The following is a 20,401-nucleotide window of genomic DNA, read 5'->3' on the forward strand; positions in this document are numbered from 1 at the left end:
TCCCGCCGACGACAGGAGGAAGCGCCATGGTGACGGAGACACGGACACCACACGCACTGACCGCGCGGCACGGCACCGCGGCGCGGCGCATCGCCGAGTCGGCGGGCGCCACGGACGGGGCCGCGCTGCCGACGGACCAGTTCCCCGCATGGCTGGCCGGGCGGCGGCGGGCCCACCGGTTCCATGTGGAGCGCATCCCGTTCGCCCGGCTCCAGGGCTGGTCCTTCCAGGAGAGCACGGGCAACCTGGTGCACGACAGCGGCCGTTTCTTCAGCGTCGAGGGCCTCCACGTCACCGTGCGCAGCACCGGCCAGGAGTGGCATCAGCCCATCATCCGCCAGGCGGAGGTCGGCATTCTGGGCATCCTGGTCAAGGAGTTCGACGGGGTGCTGCACTGTCTGATGCAGGCCAAGATGGAGCCCGGCAACCCGAATCTGCTCCAGCTGTCGCCGACGGTGCAGGCCACACGGAGCAACTACACCCAGGCGCACCGGGGCGCCGCGGTCAAGTACCTCGGCCACTTCGTGGGGCCCGGGCGCGGACGCGTCCTCGCCGACTCGCTCCAGTCCGAGCACGGCTCCTGGTTCTTCCGCAAGCGCAACCGGAACATGATCGTCGAGGCGGTGGGCGACGTCCCTGCCGACGACGACTTCTGCTGGCTGACCTTCGGGCAGCTCGCCCGCCTGCTCAGGCACGACAACGTGGTCAACATGGACGCCCGTACGGTCCTGGCCTGCGCCCCGGTGGACACCCCGGACGGGGCCGACGACCGCGCCCTCCACAGCGACCTCGACCTGCTGTCCTGGTTCACCGACGTGCGGGCCCGGCACGACGTGCACGCCACCCGCGTCCCCCTCGCCGGGCTGCCCGGCTGGATCCGCACGGACCGTGCCGTCGAGCACGAGCAGGGCCGGTTCTTCGACGTCGTCGCCCTCGCTGTGCAGGCCGGCAACCGCGAGGTGACCGGCTGGACCCAGCCGCTCTTCGCGCCGCGCGGACCGGGCGTCGTGGCCTTCCTATCGCGGCGCATCGAGGGCCGGACGCATGTGCTGGCGCACGCCCGCGTGGAAGGCGGCTTCCTGGACACCGTCGAGCTGGGGCCGACGGTGCAGTACACACCCGGCAATTACGCCGATGCGGCACCCGCCGACCGCCCCCGCCACCTCGACACGGTGCTGACCGCCGATCCGGCGCGGATCCGCTACGAGGCGCTGCACTCCGAGGAGGGCGGCCGCTTCCTCAACGCGGTGAGCCGCTACCTGATCATCGAAGCGCCCGACGACATGCCGTCGGACCCGGGGGACGACTACCGGTGGGTGACACCGGGGCAGCTGTCGTCGCTGGTCCGGCACGGCCACTACCTCAATGTCCAGGGGCGGACGCTGCTGGCCTGTCTCCACGCGCTGGACGTGGGCGGCGATGACTGACCCGCTGCGCATAGGCATCCTCGGATGCGCCGACATCGCCCGGCGCAGAATGCTGCCCGCGATCGCCCGCGAACCCGGGGCCGAGCTGGTCGCGGTGGCCAGCCGCGACCCGGAGCGGGCCGCGCGGACGGCGGCGGAGTACGGCTGCCGCCCGGTGCACGGCTATGCCGCGCTCCTCGGCCTGCCCGAGGTCGACGCGGTGTACGTGCCGTTGCCCGCCGCCCTGCACGCTCCGTGGACCCGGCGGGCGCTGGGCGCGGGCAAGCATGTCCTGTCGGAGAAGCCGCTGGCCACCAACGCCTCCGAGACCAGGGAGCTGCTCGCCGCCGCGCGCGGCGCCGGCCGCGTCCTGATGGAGAACGTGATGTTCGTCCACCACCCGCAGCACGCGGTGGTGCGGGAGCTGGTCGCGCAGGGCGCGATCGGTGTGCTCCAGTCGTTCACCGCCACGTTCACCGTGCCCCGTCGACCCGTTGGCGACATCCGGCACCGGGCGGACCTGGGCGGCGGGGCCCTGCTCGACATGGGGATCTACCCGGTACGGGCCGCCCAGCTGATCGTCGGCACGCCGCTGAGCGTCGCCGGGGCGGTGCTCCACCGGGCCCGGAGCGGTGAGGTGGACGTGGCCGGGGCGGCGCTGCTGTACACCGCCGGGGGCGTCACGGTCCAGCTCGACTTCGGCATGGACCATGCCTACCGCTCCGGCTACGAGCTGTGCGGCAGCGAGGGACGCATCCGGGTGGGCCGTGCCTTCGCCCCGGCGGCGGACGAACACCCCGTCCTGGAGGTGGAACGCGCCGGCGGCCCGGGCCGGGTGACCCTCGAACCGCACGACCAAGTAGCCGCCACCGTACGCTCCTTCGTCGACGCCTGCCGGGGCGACGCCGTTGCCGACGACCGTTCCTGTCTGCACCAGGCGGCGCTCCTCGACGAGATCAGACGGGCCGCCGGGGGCAGCTGACGCCGCCCGGTCTCAGGGCCGGCACATCTCGGGGCCGGCACAAAGAGAGCTCGGGACACCGGGAACCTCGGCGACGAGCTGGAACACGTCGTCCGGGCAGAGCCGTGCTTCCAGGCAGCCGCCGAGCGCGCGCACCCGTGTGGCGAGGTTGCCCAGTCCGCTGCCGCTGTGCGGAACCGGGGGGCCGGAGTGCGGCAGCACGCCGTTGTTCGTGATGGCCAGACGCACCCGGCCCGCCCGGTGCGTGACATCGATGGAGCAGGTAGAGGCGTGGCTGTGGCGCAGCAGATTGGTGACCGCCTCCCGCAGCACCGTGGCGAGCACGGTGTCGGTCCGGCGGTCCATCGGCACCTCGGCGATCTCTGCCCGCACCTCGATATCGGCGGCGCTCAGGATGGACCGGGCCGACCCCACCTCCTGGGCCAGCGACATGTCGCGATACAGGCTCGCCACCATGCGCACGTCGGCGAGCGACTGACGGGAGATGTCGAGCACTTCGGTGATTTCGGCGGTGGCACGCTCGGGCTGAGTGGTGACGATCCGGCGTATCAGCTCACTCTTCAGGGCGATGGCGGAGAGGCTGTAACCCAGTAGGTCGTGCAGGTCCCGGGAGAAGCGCAGGCGCTCCTGCGAGACCGCTGTCCGGGCCATCTCGCCACGGCTCGCGTGCACCTCGCCCACCAGCGCCGACAGTTGCGTGAGCCCGTACACCACGAGCCCGGTGAGCAGCGTCGCCTGAAAGAGGTAGACGCCGTCGAGCACGGAGTGCCGGCCGTCGACGGGCATGACCAGCATGCTCAGTTCGACCACGCCGTAGGCCGCCCAGTTGATGGGCGAGGGCAGCAGGAGCAGCAGCGATCCGGGGAGGAATCCGGCCATGGCCCCCCACTCCCAGGGGAAGAACACCAGGGGCAGATACGTCGCGGCCGCCTGCGCGATGAGGGTCAACGCCTTCGAGGCGGTGGGGGCGGCGCGGGCGCGGGGATGGGAGTGGTACAGCTGGAGCAGGAAGGCCGTCACGAGGACGGCCCCCGCCACGGCCTGCTCGATACCGCTCGGCCCGGTGCTGATGACGTCGAAGGCGGTCACGCAGAAGTAGCCGAGGAGCACGGTGACCAGGATGGTCTGGGCCGTTCTGGGTGCGGGCCGTCTGGTGGTACCGGGCCCGGTCCGGTCGGCCGGTTCTCCCAGAACGACGTCGACCGCCTGCGCGCAGCGTCTGTCGATCCGCCTGCTTTTCCCCACGCTTCGCCCCCGTGGTCCGGATCCGCCAAAGCGGTTGCGAGGAAAGAGCCCCGCAATGGTCTTCCACTTCGGCTGTCATTTCGTCCAATGGGATACTAGCTCTGGGGTGAGATGTGGGCCTCCGTATAGCTGTTCGGACACACAGCGGGCTCTCTGAGCGCCACATTCCGCGGCCGGTCCACTGCCACTGGAGCCGGAATCGACGGCCCCACGAGTCGGCGTACGCAAGCTTTCCTCCATGGATGCCACCGTCCGGGACGGCGGCACGTCACGTTTCCGTGCTCCAGGGAGATGCAATGAGACACAGCCCGCCGACGGTGGCGTCTGGGGACGGCCGCAGAGTGGTCATCACCGGCGTCGGCGTCACGGCGCCCGGCGGCCTGGGCGCCAAGGACTTCTGGCAGTTGATATCGGAGGGGCGGACCGCCACCCGGCGCATCTCGTTCTTCGATCCGGCCCCGTTCCGGTCCCAGATCGCCGCCGAGGTTGACTTCGACGCCGCGGCACTGGGCCTGAGCCCGCAGGAGATCCGACGGATGGACCGCGCGGCGCAGTTCGCCGTGGTCACCGCCCGCGAGGCGGCGGCGGACAGCGGCCTGGAGTTCGCCGCCCTGGACCCGCACCGGGTGGGGGTGACGATGGGCAGCGCGGTCGGCGCCACCACGGGCCTGGAAGAGGAGTACCGGACCGTCAGCGACGGCGGCCGCCTGGAGCTGGTCGACCACGAGTACGCGGTACCGCACCTGTACAACTACCTGGTGCCCAGCTCCTTCGCGACGGAAGTCGCCTGGGCCGTGGGCGCCGAGGGCCCCAGCACTGTGGTCTCCACCGGGTGCACCTCGGGTCTGGACGCGGTCGGTTACGCGGCACAGCTCGTCCGCGAGGGCACGGTGGACGTCATGGTCGCAGGGGCCACGGACGCCCCCATCTCGCCGATCACCGTGGCGTGCTTCGACGCCATCAAGGCGACCACGCCCCGCAACGACGACCCCGAGCACGCCTCGCGCCCGTTCGACGCCAGCCGCAACGGCTTTGTCCTGGGCGAGGGCGCGGCCGTTTTCGTACTGGAGAGCCTGGAGAGCGCCCGCCGCCGCGGTGCGCGCGTCTACGCCGAAGTGGCGGGCTACGCGACCCGCTCCAACGCGTACCACATGACGGGACTGCGGCCCGACGGACGGGAGATGGCGGAGGCAATCCGCGTCGCTCTCGACGAGGCGCGGCTGAACCCCGAGGACATCGACTACGTCAACGCCCACGGCTCCGGCACCAAACAGAACGACCGCCACGAGACCGCGGCCTTCAAGCGGAGCCTCGGCGCGCACGCCTACCGGACACCGGTGAGCTCCATCAAGTCGATGGTCGGGCACTCGCTCGGCGCCATCGGCTCGATCGAGATCGCCGCGTCGCTCTTCGCCATGGAGCACGACCTCGTGCCTCCCACGGCCAATCTGCACACCCCGGACCCCGAGTGCGACCTGGACTACACCCCGCTGACGGCGCGTCCTTGGCGCACCGACGCCGTCCTGTCGGTGGGCAGCGGGTTCGGTGGATTCCAGAGCGCGGTGGTGCTCGCCGATGCCGAAAGGAGTGCCCGGTGACCGGGGCGACATGGGTGACGGGACTCGGCGTCGCCGCGCCCAACGGGCTCGGTGCGGAGGCGTACTGGGAGGCCACACTGGCCGGCCGCAGCGGCATAGCCGAGGTGTCGCGCTTTGACGCCTCGTCCTATCCTGCCCGCCTCGCCGGGGAGATCCACGGATTCGCGGACGCGGAGCTGCTGCCGAGCCGGCTGCTGCCGCAGACCGACCGCGTGACCCGGCTCGCCCTGGTGGCCGCGGACTGGGCGCTCGGCGACGCCGGGGTGGATCCGGGTGCGCTCCCCGAATTCGACATGGGCGTGATCACCGCCGCCTCCAGCGGCGGCTTCGAGTTCGGCCAGAACGAACTTCGGGCCCTGGCGGGCAAGGGCAGCCAGTACGTCAGCGCCTACCAGTCATTCGCCTGGTTCTACGCGGTGAACAGCGGCCAGCTCTCCATCCGCAACGGCATGCGCGGGCCGAGCAGCGTGGTCGTCGGCGATCAGGCGGGTGGCCTCGACGCGCTCGCCCAGGCCCGTCGGCAGATCCGCCAGGGCACCCCGCTCGTCGTCTCCGGCGCGATGGACGCCTCGATCTGCCCGTGGGGCTGGGTGGCCCAGCTCGCGGGCGGGCGGCTGAGCACCGCCGAGGACCCGGAGCGTGCCTATGTGCCCTTCGACGACGCGGCCCGCGGCCAGGTCTCCGGGGAGGGCGGCGCCCTGCTCGTCCTGGAGGACGCGGACCACGCCCGGCGGCGCGGGGCGCCCCGCGTGTACGGGGAGGTCGCGGGCCACGGGGCGACCCTCGACCCCCGGCCGGGCAGCGGCCGCCCCCCGGGGCTGCACAAGGCGATCGAACTCGCCCTGGACGACGCTGAGTTGCAGCCAGAGGAGGTCGATGTGGTCTTCGCCGACGCCGCCGCGCTACCGGAGCTGGACCGCGCCGAGGCCGAGACGCTGGCCAAGATCTTCGGGCCGCGCGGCGTGCCGGTCACCGCGCCCAAGACCATGACCGGCCGGCTCTGCTCCGGCGCCGGCCCGCTGGACGTCACCGCCGCCCTGCTCTCCTTCCGGGACGGCGTGCTGCCGCCGACCGTCCACACCGTGCCGTCGGACCGGTACGACCTCGACCTGGTGGTGGGCGAGCCGCGGCCGGCCGCAGTACAGACCGCACTGGTGGTCGCCCGCGGGCAGGGCGGCTTCAACTCCGCACTGGTGGTGCGCGCGCCGCAGCAATGATTCCGCGCTCGCACCGCACCTCCCCTCCTCCTGCCCGACCCCCCCTTTCAAGGAGACGAACAACCATGAGCCAGGAAGGCCCCTTCACTCTCGACGATCTCGTGCGGATTCTGCTGGCGGGCGCCGGCGAGACCGAGCCCGTCACCCACGACGCCTCCTTCGAGGAACTGGGCTACGACTCCCTCGCACTGCTGGAGACGTACACCCGCATCGAGCGCGAGCTCGGCATCGAGCTCGACGACGAGGTGGTGCCCGCGTCCCTCACCCCCGCCCAGCTCGTCACAGCCGTCAACGCGCGACTGGCGTCCGCACAGTCCGCCTGACCCCCAGCCATGTCTCCGGCCCTCCGGGCCACCTCACCCCCCTAGGGACATTCCATGACGACACATGACGAGCGCCGGGTCGCCCTCGTGACGGGCGCCACCAGCGGAATCGGCCTCGCCGTGGCGCGGCTGCTGGCAGCTCAGGGCCATCGGGTCTACCTCGGCGCGCGCGGTGCGGAAGGCGTCGCGTCGACCGTCAAGCAGTTGCGGGAGGAGGGGCTGGACGTCGCGGGGTCAGCCGTCGACGTCCGCTCCGAGGAGGCCGTCCAGACGTTCGTACGGTCTGCCGCCGACCGCTTCGGGACCGTCGACATCCTGGTCAACAACGCCGGCCGCAGCGGCGGCGGGGTGACGGCGGAGATCACCGACGAGCTCTGGCACGACGTCATCGACACCAACCTGCACAGCGTCTTCCGGGTGACCCGGGCGGCGCTGAACACCGGCGGCCTGCGGGAGAAGAGCTGGGGCCGCATCATCAACATCGCGTCCACCGCGGGCAAGCAGGGTGTGGTCCTCGGCGCCCCGTATTCGGCTTCCAAGCACGGCGTCGTCGGCTTCACCAAGGCGCTCGGCAACGAGCTCGCGCCGACCGGCGTCACGGTCAACGCGGTGTGCCCCGGCTATGTGGAGACCCCGATGGCGCGGCGCGTCCGCGCGGGATACGCCGCAGCGTACGGCACCTCCGAGGACGCGATCCTCGACAAGTTCCAGGCCAAGATCCCGCTCGGCCGCTACTCCACCCCCGACGAGGTGGCGGGGCTGGTCGGTTACCTCGCCTCCGACGCCGCGGCCTCCATCACGGCCCAGGCGCTCAACGTCTGCGGCGGCCTGGGCAACTTCTGACAACCCCGAACGCCACCGCCACAAGCCTCACCAGCACAAGGACCGCCGGACCAGCACCACCGGACAAGGAGAACGCACATGTCGCACCTGGGCGGGCGCCAGGTCGAGCACGAGATCACCCTGGCCGCCTCGGCCGACGAGGTCTACCGGATGATCGCCGAGGTGGAGAACTGGCCCCGGATCTTCCCGCCGACCATCCATGTCGAGCACGTGGAGCGAGGCGAGCGCGAGGAACGCATCCGCATCTGGGCCACAGCCAACGGCGAGGCCAAGAGTTGGACCTCGCTCCGGGTTCTGGAGCCGGAGCGGCGCCGTATCGCCTTCCGGCAGGAGATCCCGGCGCCGCCGGTCGCCGCGATGGGAGGCGCCTGGGTGATCGAGGAACTGCCCGGTCACACCGCCCGGGTCCGGCTGCTGCACGACTACCGCGCCCTCGACGACGACCCCGAAGGCCTCGCCTGGATCGACGAGGCCGTGGACCGCAACTCCCGCACAGAGCTCGCGGCACTCAAGAAGAACATCGAACGCGCCCGCACCGGAAGTGACTTGACGCTCTCCTTCGAGGACACGGTGCGGGTCGACGGCCAGGTCGCGGACGTCTACGCCTTCATCAACGAGGCGCACCGGTGGCCGGATCGGCTCCCCCATGTGGCTCGAACCAGCCTGACGGAGGACACCGCCGGCCTGCAGACACTGGATATGGACACCCGGGCCAAGGACGGCTCCACCCACACCACCAAGTCGTACCGGGTGACCTTCCCGCACCGGGCGATCGCGTACAAGCAGGTCACGCTGCCCGCCCTGATGACGCTGCACACCGGCCTGTGGACCTTCGACGAGCAGGCGGACGGTGCCGTCGCGGCCACCTCGCAGCACACCGTCGTCCTCAACCCCGCGACCATCGAAGGTGTCCTCGGCCCCGACGCCACCGTCGACGACGCCAGGCGCTACGTGCGGGACGCACTCGGGGCCAACAGCAGGGCCACGCTCGGACACGCCAAGGCATACGCCGAACAGATCGCGAAGGCTCTTGAAGGAAGTGCCGGTGCGGGAAGCCCCGGTGCGCAATGACCGGAACAACCGGATCCTCGCTTCCCCCGGCGAGCGCGCCCCCGGCCTGCCTCAAATGTTCTGCTCCGCGCTTCCGGGGGCTGTCCGACCGTCAGGCTCTGCCCTGGAGAAAGACGCGGCCCGTTAATGGAATCCGTGCGGGACTTGCACACACGGGTCGTTGTTGCAAACGTCATCGTGGGCGGGCGGCGTAAGCACGTCCACCAGGGCCAAGTCCCGGCCTGTACAACGCCCTCGGCCACCCTTGCTCCCACGCCTGCGACCGCCGGCGCGGCCCATGTTCCACGTGAAACATGGGCCGTGGGGCGGAAGACCCTCAAGTCTCCCGCCCCACGGTCCAGTTCTCCATGCCGGCCGTCACCGGCCAGACATCACCGGCCCTCGTCGCGCCGAGCCGCCTCCTCCTCGGCCTCCTTGGCCTGGACCTCGGGATCAAGGACGGACTGGCCAGTGCCGTCCACCGAGGCCAGACGCCCCGACTCGGGCACCTCGGTCGCGGCCGGAGGCTCCACCAGCCAATCCGGGTTCGCCTGCTTGTCCCACCACTTCCAGGCGGCGAAAGCAGCGCCCGCGAGGGCGCCGACCACCGCCACCACCTTCACGGCACGACCGGCCTTGGCGCGCCTCTGATGCTTACGGGCCAGCTTCTGGATCTCCTTCGGCGAGACCTGACCGCGCAAGGCGGCCAACGCGGCGGCACCACGTGCCGCGGCCTCGTCCTTGACGGGCCCTGCCGCGGCCACCGCCTGCTCGATCCTCGGCCGGGAGTAGTCAGCGGCTTGACGGGCAGCCTTACGCGTACGGACGGCAGCTTCATGAGCGGCGTGGTCGACCTTCGGCGGCACATGCGTACGAGCCTGCTCCAGGCGCGGCGCGACATGCGTGCCGTACTGCAGAAGGGCCTGTGCGCGGGCCTGCTCGGTGGCCTGCGACACCACAGGCGCAAGCCGTACGCGTGCCTCGTGCGCATACTGCGCGGCCCTGTCCTTGGCGGTGTCGGCGTAGGGCGCCACCACTTCCGCGGCGTGCAGCACGCTGTCCTTCGCCGAGCCGGTCGCGGCGCGCACGCTGTCGATGCGGGTCACGGGTTCCTCCTCCTCGGTGGCGTACGGTTCTCGACTTTCCACCCTTTTACGGATCATGCCTGTCAGAACGCTCTGCGGCATGTGAGGGCGGGCATATGGGTGCCGATTGCCTTGATCAAGTGCAATAACGGATTTATGCGGTTCAACACGGGCTTGTCGTCGACAATGCCACGGTTCGCCGTGTCGCGCCCCCGCCGCGAGCCTTCTCGACCAGTTTTCTGCAACCGGCCCCACGGTTGCGGGCCAGTGAACGAGCGCCGGGCGACGTACACCGCCGTCCGTGCGAGGATCGGGGGGTCACAGGAAGACAACGGAAGGCAGATCGTGGCCGAGCAGCTCTACGCCACCCTGAAGACCAACAACGGCGATATCGAGATCCGGCTCCTGCCGAACCACGCGCCGATCACGGTCAAGAACTTCGTCGAGCTCGCCCAGGGCGAGCGTGAGTGGACCAACCCCGCCACCGGAGAGAAGTCCACGTCCAAGCTTTACGACGGCACGGTCTTCCACCGCGTCATCAGTGGCTTCATGATCCAGGGCGGAGACCCCCTCGGCAACGGCACCGGCGGCCCCGGCTACCAGTTCCAGGACGAGTTCCACCCGGACCTCTCTTTCGACAAGCCCTACCTGCTCGCCATGGCCAACGCCGGCCCGGGCACCAACGGCTCGCAGTTCTTCCTCACCGTCTCCCCGACGACCTGGCTGAACCGCAAGCACACCATCTTCGGCGAGGTCACCGACCCGGCCAGCCAGAAGGTCATCGACGCCATCGCGACCGCCCAGACCAACCCCCGCACCGACCGTCCGCTCAACGACGTCGTCATCGAGTCGGTCGTCATCGAGACCCGCGAAGGCTGAGGCAGGCTCCCCACGGGGAAGTCCAACACCTCCCACAGGGAACCAAACGCCCCGCTCGTCCGTAAGGATGAGCGGGGCGGTGCATGCGGCGTGCATCGCGTACGACGACCTAGGGGACCTCATGGACCAGCCGGCAGACAGCCCGCAGGACGCCCAGAGCCTGCCCGTCTGCTACCGCCACACGGACCGCGAGACCGGAGTCCGCTGCACCCGCTGCGAACGCCCCATCTGCCCCGAGTGCATGGTCAGCGCCTCCGTCGGCTTCCAATGCCCCGAATGCGTCCGCGGCGGCTCCGGCACCGGCCACGCCCCCGACGCCGCCCGCCCCCGCACCATCGCCGGCGGCACCGTCAGCGCAGACCCCCGCCTCCTCACCAAGATCCTCATCGGGATCAACCTCGCGGTCTTCATCGCCGTCCAGACCAGCACCGCACTGCTCAACGACCTCGTCCTGCTCGGCGCCTGGCCCCCCGCCCCCTTCAACCCCACCGAAGGTGTCGCCGAAGGCCAGTGGTACCGCCTCGTGACCTCGATGTTCACCCACGAGGCCATCTGGCACATCGCCTTCAACATGCTCAGCCTCTGGTGGCTCGGCGGCCCCCTCGAAGCCGCCCTCGGCCGCGCCCGCTACCTCGCGCTCTACCTCTGCTCCGGCCTCGCGGGCAGCGCCCTCACCTACGTGATCGCCGCCCCCACCAGCGCCTCACTCGGTGCCTCCGGCGCCATCTTCGGCCTCTTCGGCGCCACCGCCGTCCTCATGCGCCGACTCCGGTACGACATGCGGCCGATCATCGCTCTGCTGGTGATCAACCTGATCTTCACCTTCGGCTGGAGCAACATCGCCTGGCAGGCCCACATCGGCGGCCTCGTCGCCGGCGTGATCATCGGCTACGCCATGGTCCACGCCCCGCGCCGACGCCGCGCACTGGTCCAGTACGGCACCTGCGCACTGGTCCTGGCCGCGGTCGTCCTGATGACCGTGCTGAGGACGCTGCAGCTCGCCTGAGCGGCACGTTTGTCCACAGTGGGTGGCCAATCTTGTGCATAGTGTGCGCGAACAACTGTGCCCCCTGTCTCTGACCCGTGTTTTCGCAGGTCAGACAGGGGGCGAACGCTTGTCCGCATGTGCGGTGTGTCAGTCGTATCGGCGTCAACGCCCGATGGGTTATCCACAGATCGTCGTTCTTTTTCCCCAGGTGGCCTGTGGATACCTTTGCGATCTGTGGATAACTCAGCGGATAGCCCTGGGTAGAGCTGAGTTCACCGAGAAGCGACCGCTACTTCCACTGTGTGGAGACGCCGAATCCGGCGGCGATGAAACCGAAGCCCACCACGATGTTCCAGTTGCCCAGCGCGTCGATGGGCAGCGAACCGTCGGTCACGTAGAAGACGACGATCCAGGCCAGACCGATGATGAACATGGCCAGCATCACGGGCGCGACCCAGGCGCGACTGTTCAGCTTGATGGAGGTCGCCTGCTTCGACGGCGGCGGCGTGTAGTCGGCCTTCTTGCGGATACGTGACTTCGGCACGAGGGTCTCTCCTGTCGATGCGCTGCGTGGCCGCGCAGGGAACTGGGTCGGGCTCGGGGCAGCGTACAAGGGGACTCTGATTGCTCCCCCGGGTGTCCGTTAGCGTAGTGCTTCCGTGGCGCCGAAGGAGATAAGGGTACGTTGAGCAATTCTGCCGACTCCCCCGGGACCGGATCCAGTCCTCTCCGCGGCCGGTTCCGGCCGGTGCGGGTGCTGACCGCGGCCGTCTTCGCCCTCGCGGGGCTCATCTTCTTCACGAGTTTCAATACCGCCAAGGGCACCAACATCCGCACGGACGCCTCGCTGCTGAAGCTCTCGGACCTCATCCAGGAGCGCAGCCACGAGAACGGCCGGCTCGATGAGTCCAACGCGGCCCTGCGTGATGACGTGGAGTCGCTGGCCGAGCGGGACGACGGCAGCACCAAGGCCGAGGACGAGAAGCTGGCGGCGCTGGAGGGGAGCGCGGGGACGCAGAAGGTGACGGGCGACGCGGTCTCGGTCACGCTGAACGACGCCCCGCCGAACGCCACTGCCAAGCTGCCCGGATATCCGGCGCCGCAGCCCGACTACCTGGTGATTCATCAGCAGGATCTGCAGGCCGTGGTGAACGCGCTGTGGCAGGGCGGTGCCGAGGGCATCAAGGTCATGGACCAGCGGCTGATCTCCACCAGTGCCGTGCGCTGTGTGGGCAACACCCTGATTCTCCAGGGCCGGGTCTATTCCCCGCCGTACAAGATCACCGCGGTGGGTGATCCGGAGAAGTTGCAGAAGGCGCTGGCGGCTTCGCCGTCGATCCAGAACTACATGGTGTACGTGAATGTGTACGGACTTGGCTGGAAAGTGACCGAGGACGGGGCGGTGACTCTGCCGGGGTACTCGGGCACAGTGGATCTGCAGTACGCCAAGCCCGTGGAGTGAGCCTGTCTGGAGCTGCCGGTGCGTGTCGTCGTCAGGACCGTCAGCGAGCTGTGCATCACCGCCGGCACCGTGATCGTGCTTTTCGTCGTCTATGTGCTGTTCTGGACCGGTGTGAAGGCCGACAGCGTCATGGACGATCAGATCGATCAGTTACAGGAGCAGTGGGCCCAGGGGGCGGTACGGCCGTCGGCGCCCGGCAGTGGTGGGAGTCCGGGTGAGAGCTCGCCGACGAGCCCCACGAAGCCCGCTCCGTACACCGCGGACAAGCCGTTCGCGATCATGTACATCCCGCGTCTTGGTTTCACGTGGAACAAGCCGGTTCTCGAAGGCACCGCCACCGGGACCCTGAAGAAGGGGCTCGGCCACTACGCGAGCACGGCGCAGCTCGGTCAGAAGGGCAACTTCTCGGTGGCGGGCCACCGGCGTACGTACGGCGATCCCTTCAAGGATTTCCCCAGGCTGCGGCCCGGCGACGCGGTGGTGCTGACGGACGGGACCACCTGGTTCACGTATCGGATCGACAAAGGCCCTTACAAAACCGTGCCCGCTGACATTGAGGTGATCGACCCTGTGCCCCGTAACTCGGGGTACACGCGTGAGGGCCGCTATCTGACCCTGACCACGTGTGATCCGGAGTGGGGCCACAGTCACCGGCTGATCGTGTGGGCCCATCTGGACTCCACGCAGCCTGTGGAGGCCGGGAAACCGGAAGCGTTGCGCCGTTAGTCTGTTGGCTGTACGGCGTGAGTCTGGTGCCGTGGTGCGACGGAAGGGACGGCATGTACGGCTGGATCTGGCGGCATCTGCCGGGGAACGCGTGGGTGAAGGCGTTGATCTCACTCATGCTGGTCGTGGCCGTCGTCTACCTCCTCTTCAATTACATCTTCCCGTGGGCCGAACCGCTGCTGCCCTTCAACGATGTGACGGTGGACAACCAGTGAGCGCGCGCATTCTGGTCGTGGACAACTACGACAGCTTCGTCTTCAACCTGGTCCAGTACCTGTACCAGCTGGGCGCCGAGTGCGAGGTGCTGCGCAACGACGAGGTGTCGACGGCGCATGCCCAGGACGGCTTCGACGGCGTGCTGCTGTCCCCGGGCCCGGGGACGCCGGAGGAGGCCGGGGTCTGCGTCGAGATGGTGCGCCACTGCGCCGCCACCGGGGTGCCGGTGTTCGGTGTGTGCCTCGGCATGCAGTCGATGCAGGTGGCGTACGGCGGTGTCGTGGACCGTGCGCCGGAGCTGCTGCACGGCAAGACCTCGCTGGTCGAGCACGAGGGCAAGGGCGTCTTCGCGGGCCTGCCCTCGCCCTTCACGGCGACGCGCTACCACTCGCTGGCGGCCGAGCCGGAGACGGTGCCGGGCGAGCTGGAGGTCACGGCACGGACACACGACGGCATCATCATGGGTCTGCGGCATCGTGAACTGCCGGTCGAGGGTGTGCAGTTCCATCCGGAGTCGGTGCTCACCGAGCACGGTCATCTGATGCTGGCCAACTGGCTGGTGGAGTGCGGCGACCACGGTGCGGTGGCGAGGTCGGCGGGGCTCGCCCCGGTGGTGGGCAGGGCCACGGCGTGACCGCGCTGCGCCCCGAGCGCGAGTCCGGCGCCGCGTACGGGGAGTCCTTCACGGACTCCTACGGCGACGCCGGCGACCAGGGCACCTCGTACGGGCAGCAGCCGTACGAGGGGTCCGGTGCGCTCGGGGAGTGGCCCGGGGGCGAGGGGTACGTCGCTCAGGGGCAGACGGCCGAGTCGTACGGCGCTGAGACGTATGCCGCCGACGGATACGGTGCCGAGGGGTACGACGCTGAGGGGTACGGGGCGGAGGGCTACGGCAGCGAGGGCTATGGCGCTGACGGCCACATTCCCGAGGGGGCTGCGGCGTCTCGCGAGCCGTATGCCGAACCTCACGAGCCGTATGCCGAGCCTCAAGAGCCGTACGTGGAGCCGTACATACCTCCCGTGGACGATGAGACCGTGGCCCTGCGGATACCGGATCCGCCCGTGGGCGACTCCATATCGGCTTCTGCCGCCTCCTCCGCCACGTCGGCCACCGGAGCCCCAACAGGCGGACGTGCGGCCCGCAGAAAGGCCGCCAAGCGGCGTCACGGGCGTCATGGAGGCTCCCGCCAGGCGCCGGAGGCCGCCGAGAGCGACTCGGAGACGTCCGGGGCGCCTCTTTCGCGGGTCGAGGCCCGCAGACAGGCGCGGGCGCGCAAGCCGAGTCCGGGGGTGCTGGCCAGCCGGGCGATCGGTGAGGTGTTCATCACCACCGGCGTGCTGATGCTGCTGTTCGTCAGCTACCAGTTGTGGTGGACGAACGTCCGGGCGCATGCGCAGGCGGACAAGGAGGCGAGCAGCCTCCAGGACGACTGGGCGAGCGGCAAGCGGAACCCGGGGACCTTCGAGCCGGGGCAGGGATTCGCCATCCTGCACATTCCGAAGCTGGACGTCGTCGTTCCGATCGCGGAGGGCGTCAGCAACAAGAAGGTGCTCGACCGGGGCATGGTCGGTCACTACGGCGAGGGCAAGCTGAAGACGGCGATGCCGGACGCCAAGACCGGCAACTTCGGACTGGCCGGTCATCGCAATACGCATGGCGAACCGTTCCGGTACATCAACCGGCTGGCCCAAGGCGACGACATCGTCGTAGAGACGCAGGACAAGTACTTCGTCTACAAGATGGCGTCGATCCTGCCGGTGACGTCACCAGGCAATGTGCGGGTTCTGGACCCGATTCCGCGGGACGCGGGATTCACCAAAGCAGGTCGTTACATCACACTAACCACCTGTACGCCGGAGTTCACCAGCAAGTACCGGTTGATCGTCTGGGGCAAGATGGTCGAGGAACGGCCGCGCAGCAAGGGCAAGCCGGATGCGCTCGTCAGTTAAGGGCGGATGAACGTGGCAGCGACCACCGACGACACCGAGCACGCGCGGCGTACCGACGCGTCCGAGTCCCCGGGGCGGCGTCCTGAACGCCGCCGCATGGGCCGGATCGCGATGTCGATAAGCGTCTTCGGCGAACTCCTCATCACCGCGGGTCTGGTGCTGGGCCTGTTCGTCGTCTACTCCCTGTGGTGGACGAACGTCCTCGCCGACCGGGAGGCGGACAAGCAGGCGGACAAGGTCCGTGACATCTGGGCCCACCAGGAGGGGAGCTCCGGTCGTCCTGCCGAGTTCGACTCCAAGAACGGCATCGGCTTCCTTCACGTGCCCGCGATGAGCAAGGGCGAGATCCTGGTCGAGAAGGGCACGACGACGAAGATCCTCAACGACGGCGTCGCCGGCTACTACACCGACCCGGTCAAGGCGGCCCTGCCGACCTCCGGCAAGAAGGGCAACTTCTCCCTCGCCGCGCACCGTGACGGTCATGGCGCGAAGTTCCACAACATCCACAAGCTCGCGAAGGGCGATCCGATCGTCTTCGAGACGAAGGACAAGTGGTACGTCTACAAGGTCTACGCCGTCCTTCCCGAGACCTCGAAGTACAACGTCAAGGTCCTGTCCAAGATCCCCGAGGAGTCCGGCAAGACGAAGGCGGGCCACTACATCACGCTGACGACGTGCACGCCGGTGTACACGTCCCGGTATCGGTATGTGGTGTGGGGGGAGCTGGAGCGGGTGGAGAAGGTGGACGCGGAGCGGACGTTGCCGGAGGAACTGCTCGGCTGACTGAGGTCCTGGGAGGACCTCAGTCCCTTAGCATGACGGAGGCCCGAAGCCGCAACTTTCCTTTGCGGCTTCGGGCCTCTTGCTCCTTACGCTGTTAATGGTCCAGAACCTTCAGCGGCTCCCCGGCGCTCCACTTTTCCAGCAGTGCGCGGTCCACGACGGTGATGCCGCTGTCGGTGGCGATGCTCAATGCGTCGGGGGTGAAGGGGCACGTCGCCACGAAGAGAGCCACGTCCGCGCTGTACAGAACCTTGGCTGAGCCGACGAACTTCTGGACATCGGAGCTGGTGATGGAGATATAGGGTGCGAACCTCTTGCACTGGGCGACGAGGCGCCGTCCGTCGGCCGTGAGCGCGATGACGTCGATGCCCCGATCGCCAGGCCCTCCCTGCACGACGACATCCGTGCAGCCGTCACGGTTCAGCAGTGTGGCGATGTGCTCCTCGAACTTGCGGCTGTTCATGGCGTCCATCGCGGCCATGACACCGGCGAGGGGGCGTTCCTCCAGCGGTGCCTCAAGCCTTTGCAGCCGGGCGTGATGGTGCCGAAGCCGTCGCTCGATGCGCTGGACTCCTGCGCGGAGCGCGATCAGCTCCCTGCGGTGCTCGCCGGACGTTTCGATCAGGGCGTTGAACATGGGGACGACGGTCTTGCCGAGGATGTGGGTGATGCGCTGGTCGATGCGGTCATCGAGGGAGATGACCTCAGTGGGGGCGGGGTTTTCCACAGGCTGTGTGCGGGCCAGGTACTCCATGTCGAGGAGGTACACACGCACCTGGCGTGCGACTTCGCTGTCCTGGAGCAACATGGCGACGTTGAGGACGGCGCGGCGGGGGAACAGGGCCAGCGCGCGGGAGCGTGACTGGATCCCACTGAGTTCCTTGAAGGAAGTCAGTTCTGTACCTGCCAATACACGGTAGCCATTGGCTTCCAGCTCTTCCCGGTGATCATGTACTAGAGAGGTGATGGCGGTGAGGCCCACCTCGAAGTACGCCGCCACCATCGCCGTCGTCACATGCGTGCCGTCCGGCAGCAGCGACAGCGCCTTGACTCTGTCAAGTACGTCGGTTCGTTCCAGAACGCTGTCGCGCAGGCTCTTGGACTCCAGCAGCGCCGATTCGTTGATCACGTTCTGCCCTTCTGTTTGTGGTGAGGCCGCTTGGCCGGGGCAGAGTTCCGATTCCCCACCCCACCCGATCAACGAGTCTTGAGATATGAAGACACGATCGATGGACGCACTGATGCACGACGGAGTTGAGAGGTGTCGATGATCTCGAGGAGTCGGGCAGGAGGAAGGGGGCCACTACATAACGCTGACGATGTGGATGCCGCTGTACACGAGCTGGCAGGTCGTGGTCACCGGGTCCATGAAGGCCTGGTACCGGTACGTGGTGTGGGGTGAGTTGGAGCGGGTGGAGAAGGCGGATGGGGAGCGGACGTCGCCGAAGGAACTGCGCGGCTGACAGACCCTCGCTCGGGAGGTCAGTCAACCTGGCTGTGGAAAAGTTGGTGAAGAGGAACTCAGTCTCAGGTTCTGGGCTCATACAAAGCGTCTGCGCAACCAGAGTTCTCCCTTGGGGAATGTGAGCCGGGGCTGAAGCTGCGACCACCATTTGCGGCTCCGGGCCCTTTCATAAGATGGCGCGCTCACTCCAGGATCTTCAGTGGTTCCCCGGCGCTCCACTTGTCCAGTGTCCCGCGGTGTACGGCGGTGATGACGGTCTGGGCGGCGATGCTCAGGGCCTCAGATGTGAAGGGCACGTCGCCGCATAATGTCCGCGTTGTGAACAACTTTCGCCAACCTGGCCAACCTCTGGACGTCCGGGTTGGTAATGGAGCGGTGGGGCGCAAACCTCTTGCACCAGGCGACGAGGCGCAGTCCGTCGCCGTGAGCGGGATGATGCCGACGCCTTGGCCGCTGCGACCGCCTTGTATGACAACGTTCGTGTAGCCGTTCCGGCTCAGGAGTTTGGCGATGTGGTGCTCGAACGTGTGGTCGTCCATAGCGGTCCGGTCGGTGCAGTCGTGCACACGGCGGTTTCCGGGTCTGGGGACCTCGTGGATCACCCGGCGGACGGCGGAGATGATCTAGGCGATGGTGCCCTGGGTGGTCACCGCGTTCGAGGACGGCGGAGTCGCCCAAAGCACGCTGCCTACCTAGGAGGACCCCGGTGGCGGCTACGACCTCCTTGACCTTGGTGAAGATCCGCATCGGATTCGCCGAGTGGCGCAGACGGCGCCGGAAGTACCTCGGCAGCGACGGATCGAACGCGGTGTCGTGCAACCCGAGTCCGCAGGCTGCCTTCCAGCGCAGGTCGTAACGCGGTTCCTAGTCCTTCTCGAAGTCGGACAGTCCCTGCAGGCCCCGCAGCACCACGGTGGCGGTCAGGACCTGTGGCGACGGGCTTGGATGTCCGTTGGACGAGGGGTACATGCCGGCGAACATCGACGGCGGGGAGAGTGCTTCCCGGTGCTCGGCTAGAAAACGCGAACACGATCCCGGCCGCGATCAACTCCTGCCAGATCTCACATGGATTCGGGCCGACTGACCCCGGCGCAGCCACACCGGAGCCAGAACTTGAAGTCTTCCTAATCTTCTAGACCTTCTTGTAGCTGTAAGCGAGAAAACCTGCATATTCTGTCATGTTCGATATCGAACCCTTCCCCTTTACCTTGGTGAGTCCGGTGCACCTCTTTCCGCTGTAGAAGCGAACTTTCGTATCGGCGGTGATCACTACAGATGCGACCTCGTTGCCGTGATAGCAAACCCCGTCAACTAGCCCGGCCGTCTTCTTGTGGCCCTTGTAGTCGATTTGCTCCCACTCGCATATCTTACTTTCGCATGAGGGTGCCGCCGAGGCGTAGGTCGAGTTCGCGACGCCTATGCCAACAAGTGCGGCCACTGTGGACGCGAGAACGGCTGTACGCTTTCCCGAATGCATCGTTTTCCCCGTGTTTGAGGTGGAATTTCGGTCGATCTATTTTCGAACATGTGAATGTATTTTGGCAAAGTTAGTTCATCTTGACATGTCGGACACTAGGCATTAATTGATGTGTGAGGCTGGTCACGTTCAGGGTGAACGATGCATGCACAAATGAAGAGCCTCGGCAGCCGATCTGGGTGCCGAGACTCCAGGGAAGGCGCGGGAGGCGATCAGTTGCGCTGGCTTTGGTCAGCGCTGTCGTTAGCCGAAGATGCCTCCGTTGTCGCCGCCATTGTTGCCGAAGCTGACGGTGGTAAAGGTGACCTGGTTGCTCGCAGGGTCGTCGACCTGCTTCTCGCCCCTCGGGTCCTGGTCGGCGACGATGGCGGTGTTGCTCTGGTCGCTGCCGTTGGCGAACTGGATGTTGGTGAAGTTGGCCGCCTGCAGGGTCTGTTTGGCCTGGCCTACCGTCTGGCCGACGACCCGGCGGGAGAAGGTGTCCAGGGCGGCCACGAATTATGCCTTGCCCTCGAAGGTGGGGTGTTCGGTGATGTCGGTAACCCACAGCTGATCCCGGGCATGCCGGTGACGTCGGGGTTCACCAGGTCCGCGGCCGAGGGCGTTTCGTGTTTGGCCCGGGGGCTGCGGCTGCCGGGGAGCCCGTGCAGTCCAGCCCGCCGCATCAGCAGCTCCACCACGCCGTGGTGGACGTGCACGCGGCGAA

General features: G+C 68.0%; 21 protein-coding genes and 2 pseudogenes. 17 read left to right on the plus strand and 6 right to left on the minus strand.

What is annotated here, in order from left to right; all coding sequences use genetic code 11:
- Nucleotides 1-26 precede the first annotated feature (26 nt).
- Together POF73_RS37910 and POF73_RS37915 are read left to right on the plus strand one after the other, a co-directional pair.
- Nucleotides 27-1,427, plus strand: a complete 1,401-nt coding sequence (locus POF73_RS37910; protein ID WP_272123843.1) for an NDP-hexose 2,3-dehydratase family protein — start codon at nt 27-29, stop codon at nt 1,425-1,427.
- Nucleotides 1,420-2,388: a Gfo/Idh/MocA family protein gene (locus POF73_RS37915; protein ID WP_272123844.1), complete on the plus strand. Its 969-nt coding sequence runs from the start codon at nt 1,420-1,422 to the stop codon at nt 2,386-2,388. Before POF73_RS37910 ends, POF73_RS37915 begins: the two co-directional genes overlap by 8 nt.
- Nucleotides 2,389-2,400: 12 nt before the next feature.
- Here POF73_RS37915 and POF73_RS37920 read toward each other — a convergent pair whose 3' ends face one another.
- Nucleotides 2,401-3,633: a sensor histidine kinase gene (locus POF73_RS37920; protein ID WP_272123845.1), complete on the minus strand. Its 1,233-nt coding sequence runs from the start codon at nt 3,631-3,633 to the stop codon at nt 2,401-2,403.
- 296 nt (nt 3,634-3,929) lie between these two features.
- On the opposite strand from POF73_RS37920, the gene POF73_RS37925 reads away from it, so the two are divergent.
- From POF73_RS37925 to POF73_RS37945, 5 genes are all read left to right on the plus strand, one after another.
- The gene (locus POF73_RS37925) at nt 3,930-5,231 is read left to right on the plus strand and encodes a beta-ketoacyl-[acyl-carrier-protein] synthase family protein (RefSeq protein WP_272123847.1); all 1,302 of its coding nucleotides are present in this window, start codon (nt 3,930-3,932) and stop codon (nt 5,229-5,231) included.
- The gene (locus tag POF73_RS37930) at nt 5,228-6,448 is read left to right on the plus strand and encodes a ketosynthase chain-length factor (protein WP_272123848.1); all 1,221 of its coding nucleotides are present in this window, start codon (nt 5,228-5,230) and stop codon (nt 6,446-6,448) included. Before POF73_RS37925 ends, POF73_RS37930 begins: the two co-directional genes overlap by 4 nt.
- Nucleotides 6,449-6,513: 65 nt before the next feature.
- Nucleotides 6,514-6,771, plus strand: coding sequence for an acyl carrier protein (locus tag POF73_RS37935; protein ID WP_272123849.1), 258 nt, complete (start codon nt 6,514-6,516; stop codon nt 6,769-6,771).
- A gap of 54 nt (nt 6,772-6,825) precedes the next feature.
- Entirely contained in the window at nt 6,826-7,614 is a 789-nt protein-coding gene (gene fabG, locus POF73_RS37940; RefSeq protein WP_272123851.1) for a 3-oxoacyl-ACP reductase FabG, read from the plus strand.
- Between the two features lie 78 nt (nt 7,615-7,692).
- Nucleotides 7,693-8,685: an aromatase/cyclase gene (locus tag POF73_RS37945; RefSeq protein ID WP_443049710.1), complete on the plus strand. Its 993-nt coding sequence runs from the start codon at nt 7,693-7,695 to the stop codon at nt 8,683-8,685.
- A 371-nt stretch (nt 8,686-9,056) separates the two neighbouring features.
- Here POF73_RS37945 and POF73_RS37950 read toward each other — a convergent pair whose 3' ends face one another.
- Nucleotides 9,057-9,770 carry a DUF5324 family protein gene (locus POF73_RS37950; RefSeq protein ID WP_272123852.1) on the minus strand — a complete coding sequence of 238 codons (714 nt, stop codon included), beginning with the start codon at nt 9,768-9,770 and terminating at the stop codon, nt 9,057-9,059.
- Nucleotides 9,771-10,094: 324 nt separating this feature from the next.
- On the opposite strand from POF73_RS37950, the gene POF73_RS37955 reads away from it, so the two are divergent.
- Entirely contained in the window at nt 10,095-10,628 is a 534-nt protein-coding gene (locus tag POF73_RS37955; protein WP_272123854.1) for a peptidylprolyl isomerase, read from the plus strand.
- A gap of 121 nt (nt 10,629-10,749) precedes the next feature.
- Complete coding sequence (locus POF73_RS37960; RefSeq protein WP_272123855.1) at nt 10,750-11,634, plus strand: rhomboid family intramembrane serine protease; 885 nt, start codon at nt 10,750-10,752, stop codon at nt 11,632-11,634.
- A 271-nt stretch (nt 11,635-11,905) separates the two neighbouring features.
- Here POF73_RS37960 and crgA read toward each other — a convergent pair whose 3' ends face one another.
- A complete protein-coding gene (gene crgA, locus POF73_RS37965) occupies nt 11,906-12,160 on the minus strand; it encodes a cell division protein CrgA (protein ID WP_272123857.1) in 255 nt (84 codons plus the stop codon).
- A 141-nt stretch (nt 12,161-12,301) separates the two neighbouring features.
- Here crgA and POF73_RS37970 point away from each other — a divergent pair, with 141 nt between their 5' ends.
- Genes POF73_RS37970 through POF73_RS37995 form a run of 6 tightly spaced genes read left to right on the plus strand, consistent with a single transcriptional unit; the run spans nt 12,302 to nt 16,753 of the window.
- Nucleotides 12,302-13,078, plus strand: a complete 777-nt coding sequence (locus POF73_RS37970) for a DUF881 domain-containing protein (RefSeq protein ID WP_272123858.1) — start codon at nt 12,302-12,304, stop codon at nt 13,076-13,078.
- 18 nt (nt 13,079-13,096) lie between these two features.
- A complete protein-coding gene (locus POF73_RS37975; RefSeq protein WP_272123860.1) occupies nt 13,097-13,804 on the plus strand; it encodes a class E sortase in 708 nt (235 codons plus the stop codon).
- A gap of 17 nt (nt 13,805-13,821) precedes the next feature.
- Nucleotides 13,822-14,019 carry a hypothetical protein gene (locus tag POF73_RS37980; protein ID WP_272123881.1) on the plus strand — a complete coding sequence of 66 codons (198 nt, stop codon included), beginning with the start codon at nt 13,822-13,824 and terminating at the stop codon, nt 14,017-14,019.
- Nucleotides 14,016-14,654, plus strand: a complete 639-nt coding sequence (locus tag POF73_RS37985) for an aminodeoxychorismate/anthranilate synthase component II (protein ID WP_272123861.1) — start codon at nt 14,016-14,018, stop codon at nt 14,652-14,654. The genes POF73_RS37980 and POF73_RS37985 overlap by 4 nt, the downstream gene beginning before the upstream one ends.
- Nucleotides 14,651-15,970: a class E sortase gene (locus tag POF73_RS37990; protein ID WP_272123863.1), complete on the plus strand. Its 1,320-nt coding sequence runs from the start codon at nt 14,651-14,653 to the stop codon at nt 15,968-15,970. Before POF73_RS37985 ends, POF73_RS37990 begins: the two co-directional genes overlap by 4 nt.
- A gap of 6 nt (nt 15,971-15,976) precedes the next feature.
- Nucleotides 15,977-16,753, plus strand: coding sequence for a class E sortase (locus tag POF73_RS37995; protein WP_272123864.1), 777 nt, complete (start codon nt 15,977-15,979; stop codon nt 16,751-16,753).
- Between the two features lie 94 nt (nt 16,754-16,847).
- Here the strand turns inward: POF73_RS37995 and POF73_RS38000 are convergent, their stop codons facing one another.
- Nucleotides 16,848-17,882 (minus strand): restriction endonuclease, encoded by a 1,035-nt coding sequence (locus tag POF73_RS38000; RefSeq protein WP_272123865.1) that lies wholly within the window; start codon nt 17,880-17,882, stop codon nt 16,848-16,850.
- 154 nt (nt 17,883-18,036) lie between these two features.
- Here POF73_RS38000 and POF73_RS38005 point away from each other — a divergent pair.
- Nucleotides 18,037-18,216, plus strand: a pseudogene (locus tag POF73_RS38005) (hypothetical protein); the annotation flags it as partial.
- A 708-nt stretch (nt 18,217-18,924) separates the two neighbouring features.
- Nucleotides 18,925-19,074 carry a hypothetical protein gene (locus tag POF73_RS38010; RefSeq protein ID WP_272123866.1) on the plus strand — a complete coding sequence of 50 codons (150 nt, stop codon included), beginning with the start codon at nt 18,925-18,927 and terminating at the stop codon, nt 19,072-19,074.
- Nucleotides 19,075-19,350: 276 nt separating this feature from the next.
- Here POF73_RS38010 and POF73_RS38015 read toward each other — a convergent pair whose 3' ends face one another.
- Together POF73_RS38015 and POF73_RS38020 are read right to left on the minus strand one after the other, a co-directional pair.
- Nucleotides 19,351-19,695: a hypothetical protein gene (locus POF73_RS38015; protein WP_272123867.1), complete on the minus strand. Its 345-nt coding sequence runs from the start codon at nt 19,693-19,695 to the stop codon at nt 19,351-19,353.
- A 243-nt stretch (nt 19,696-19,938) separates the two neighbouring features.
- A pseudogene (locus POF73_RS38020) lies at nt 19,939-20,160 on the minus strand (PASTA domain-containing protein); the annotation flags it as partial.
- Between the last annotated feature and the right edge of the window lie 241 nt (nt 20,161-20,401).

It is taken from the genome of Streptomyces sp. HD (genome assembly GCF_028369295.1).
Taxonomy (GTDB): domain Bacteria; phylum Actinomycetota; class Actinomycetes; order Streptomycetales; family Streptomycetaceae; genus Streptomyces.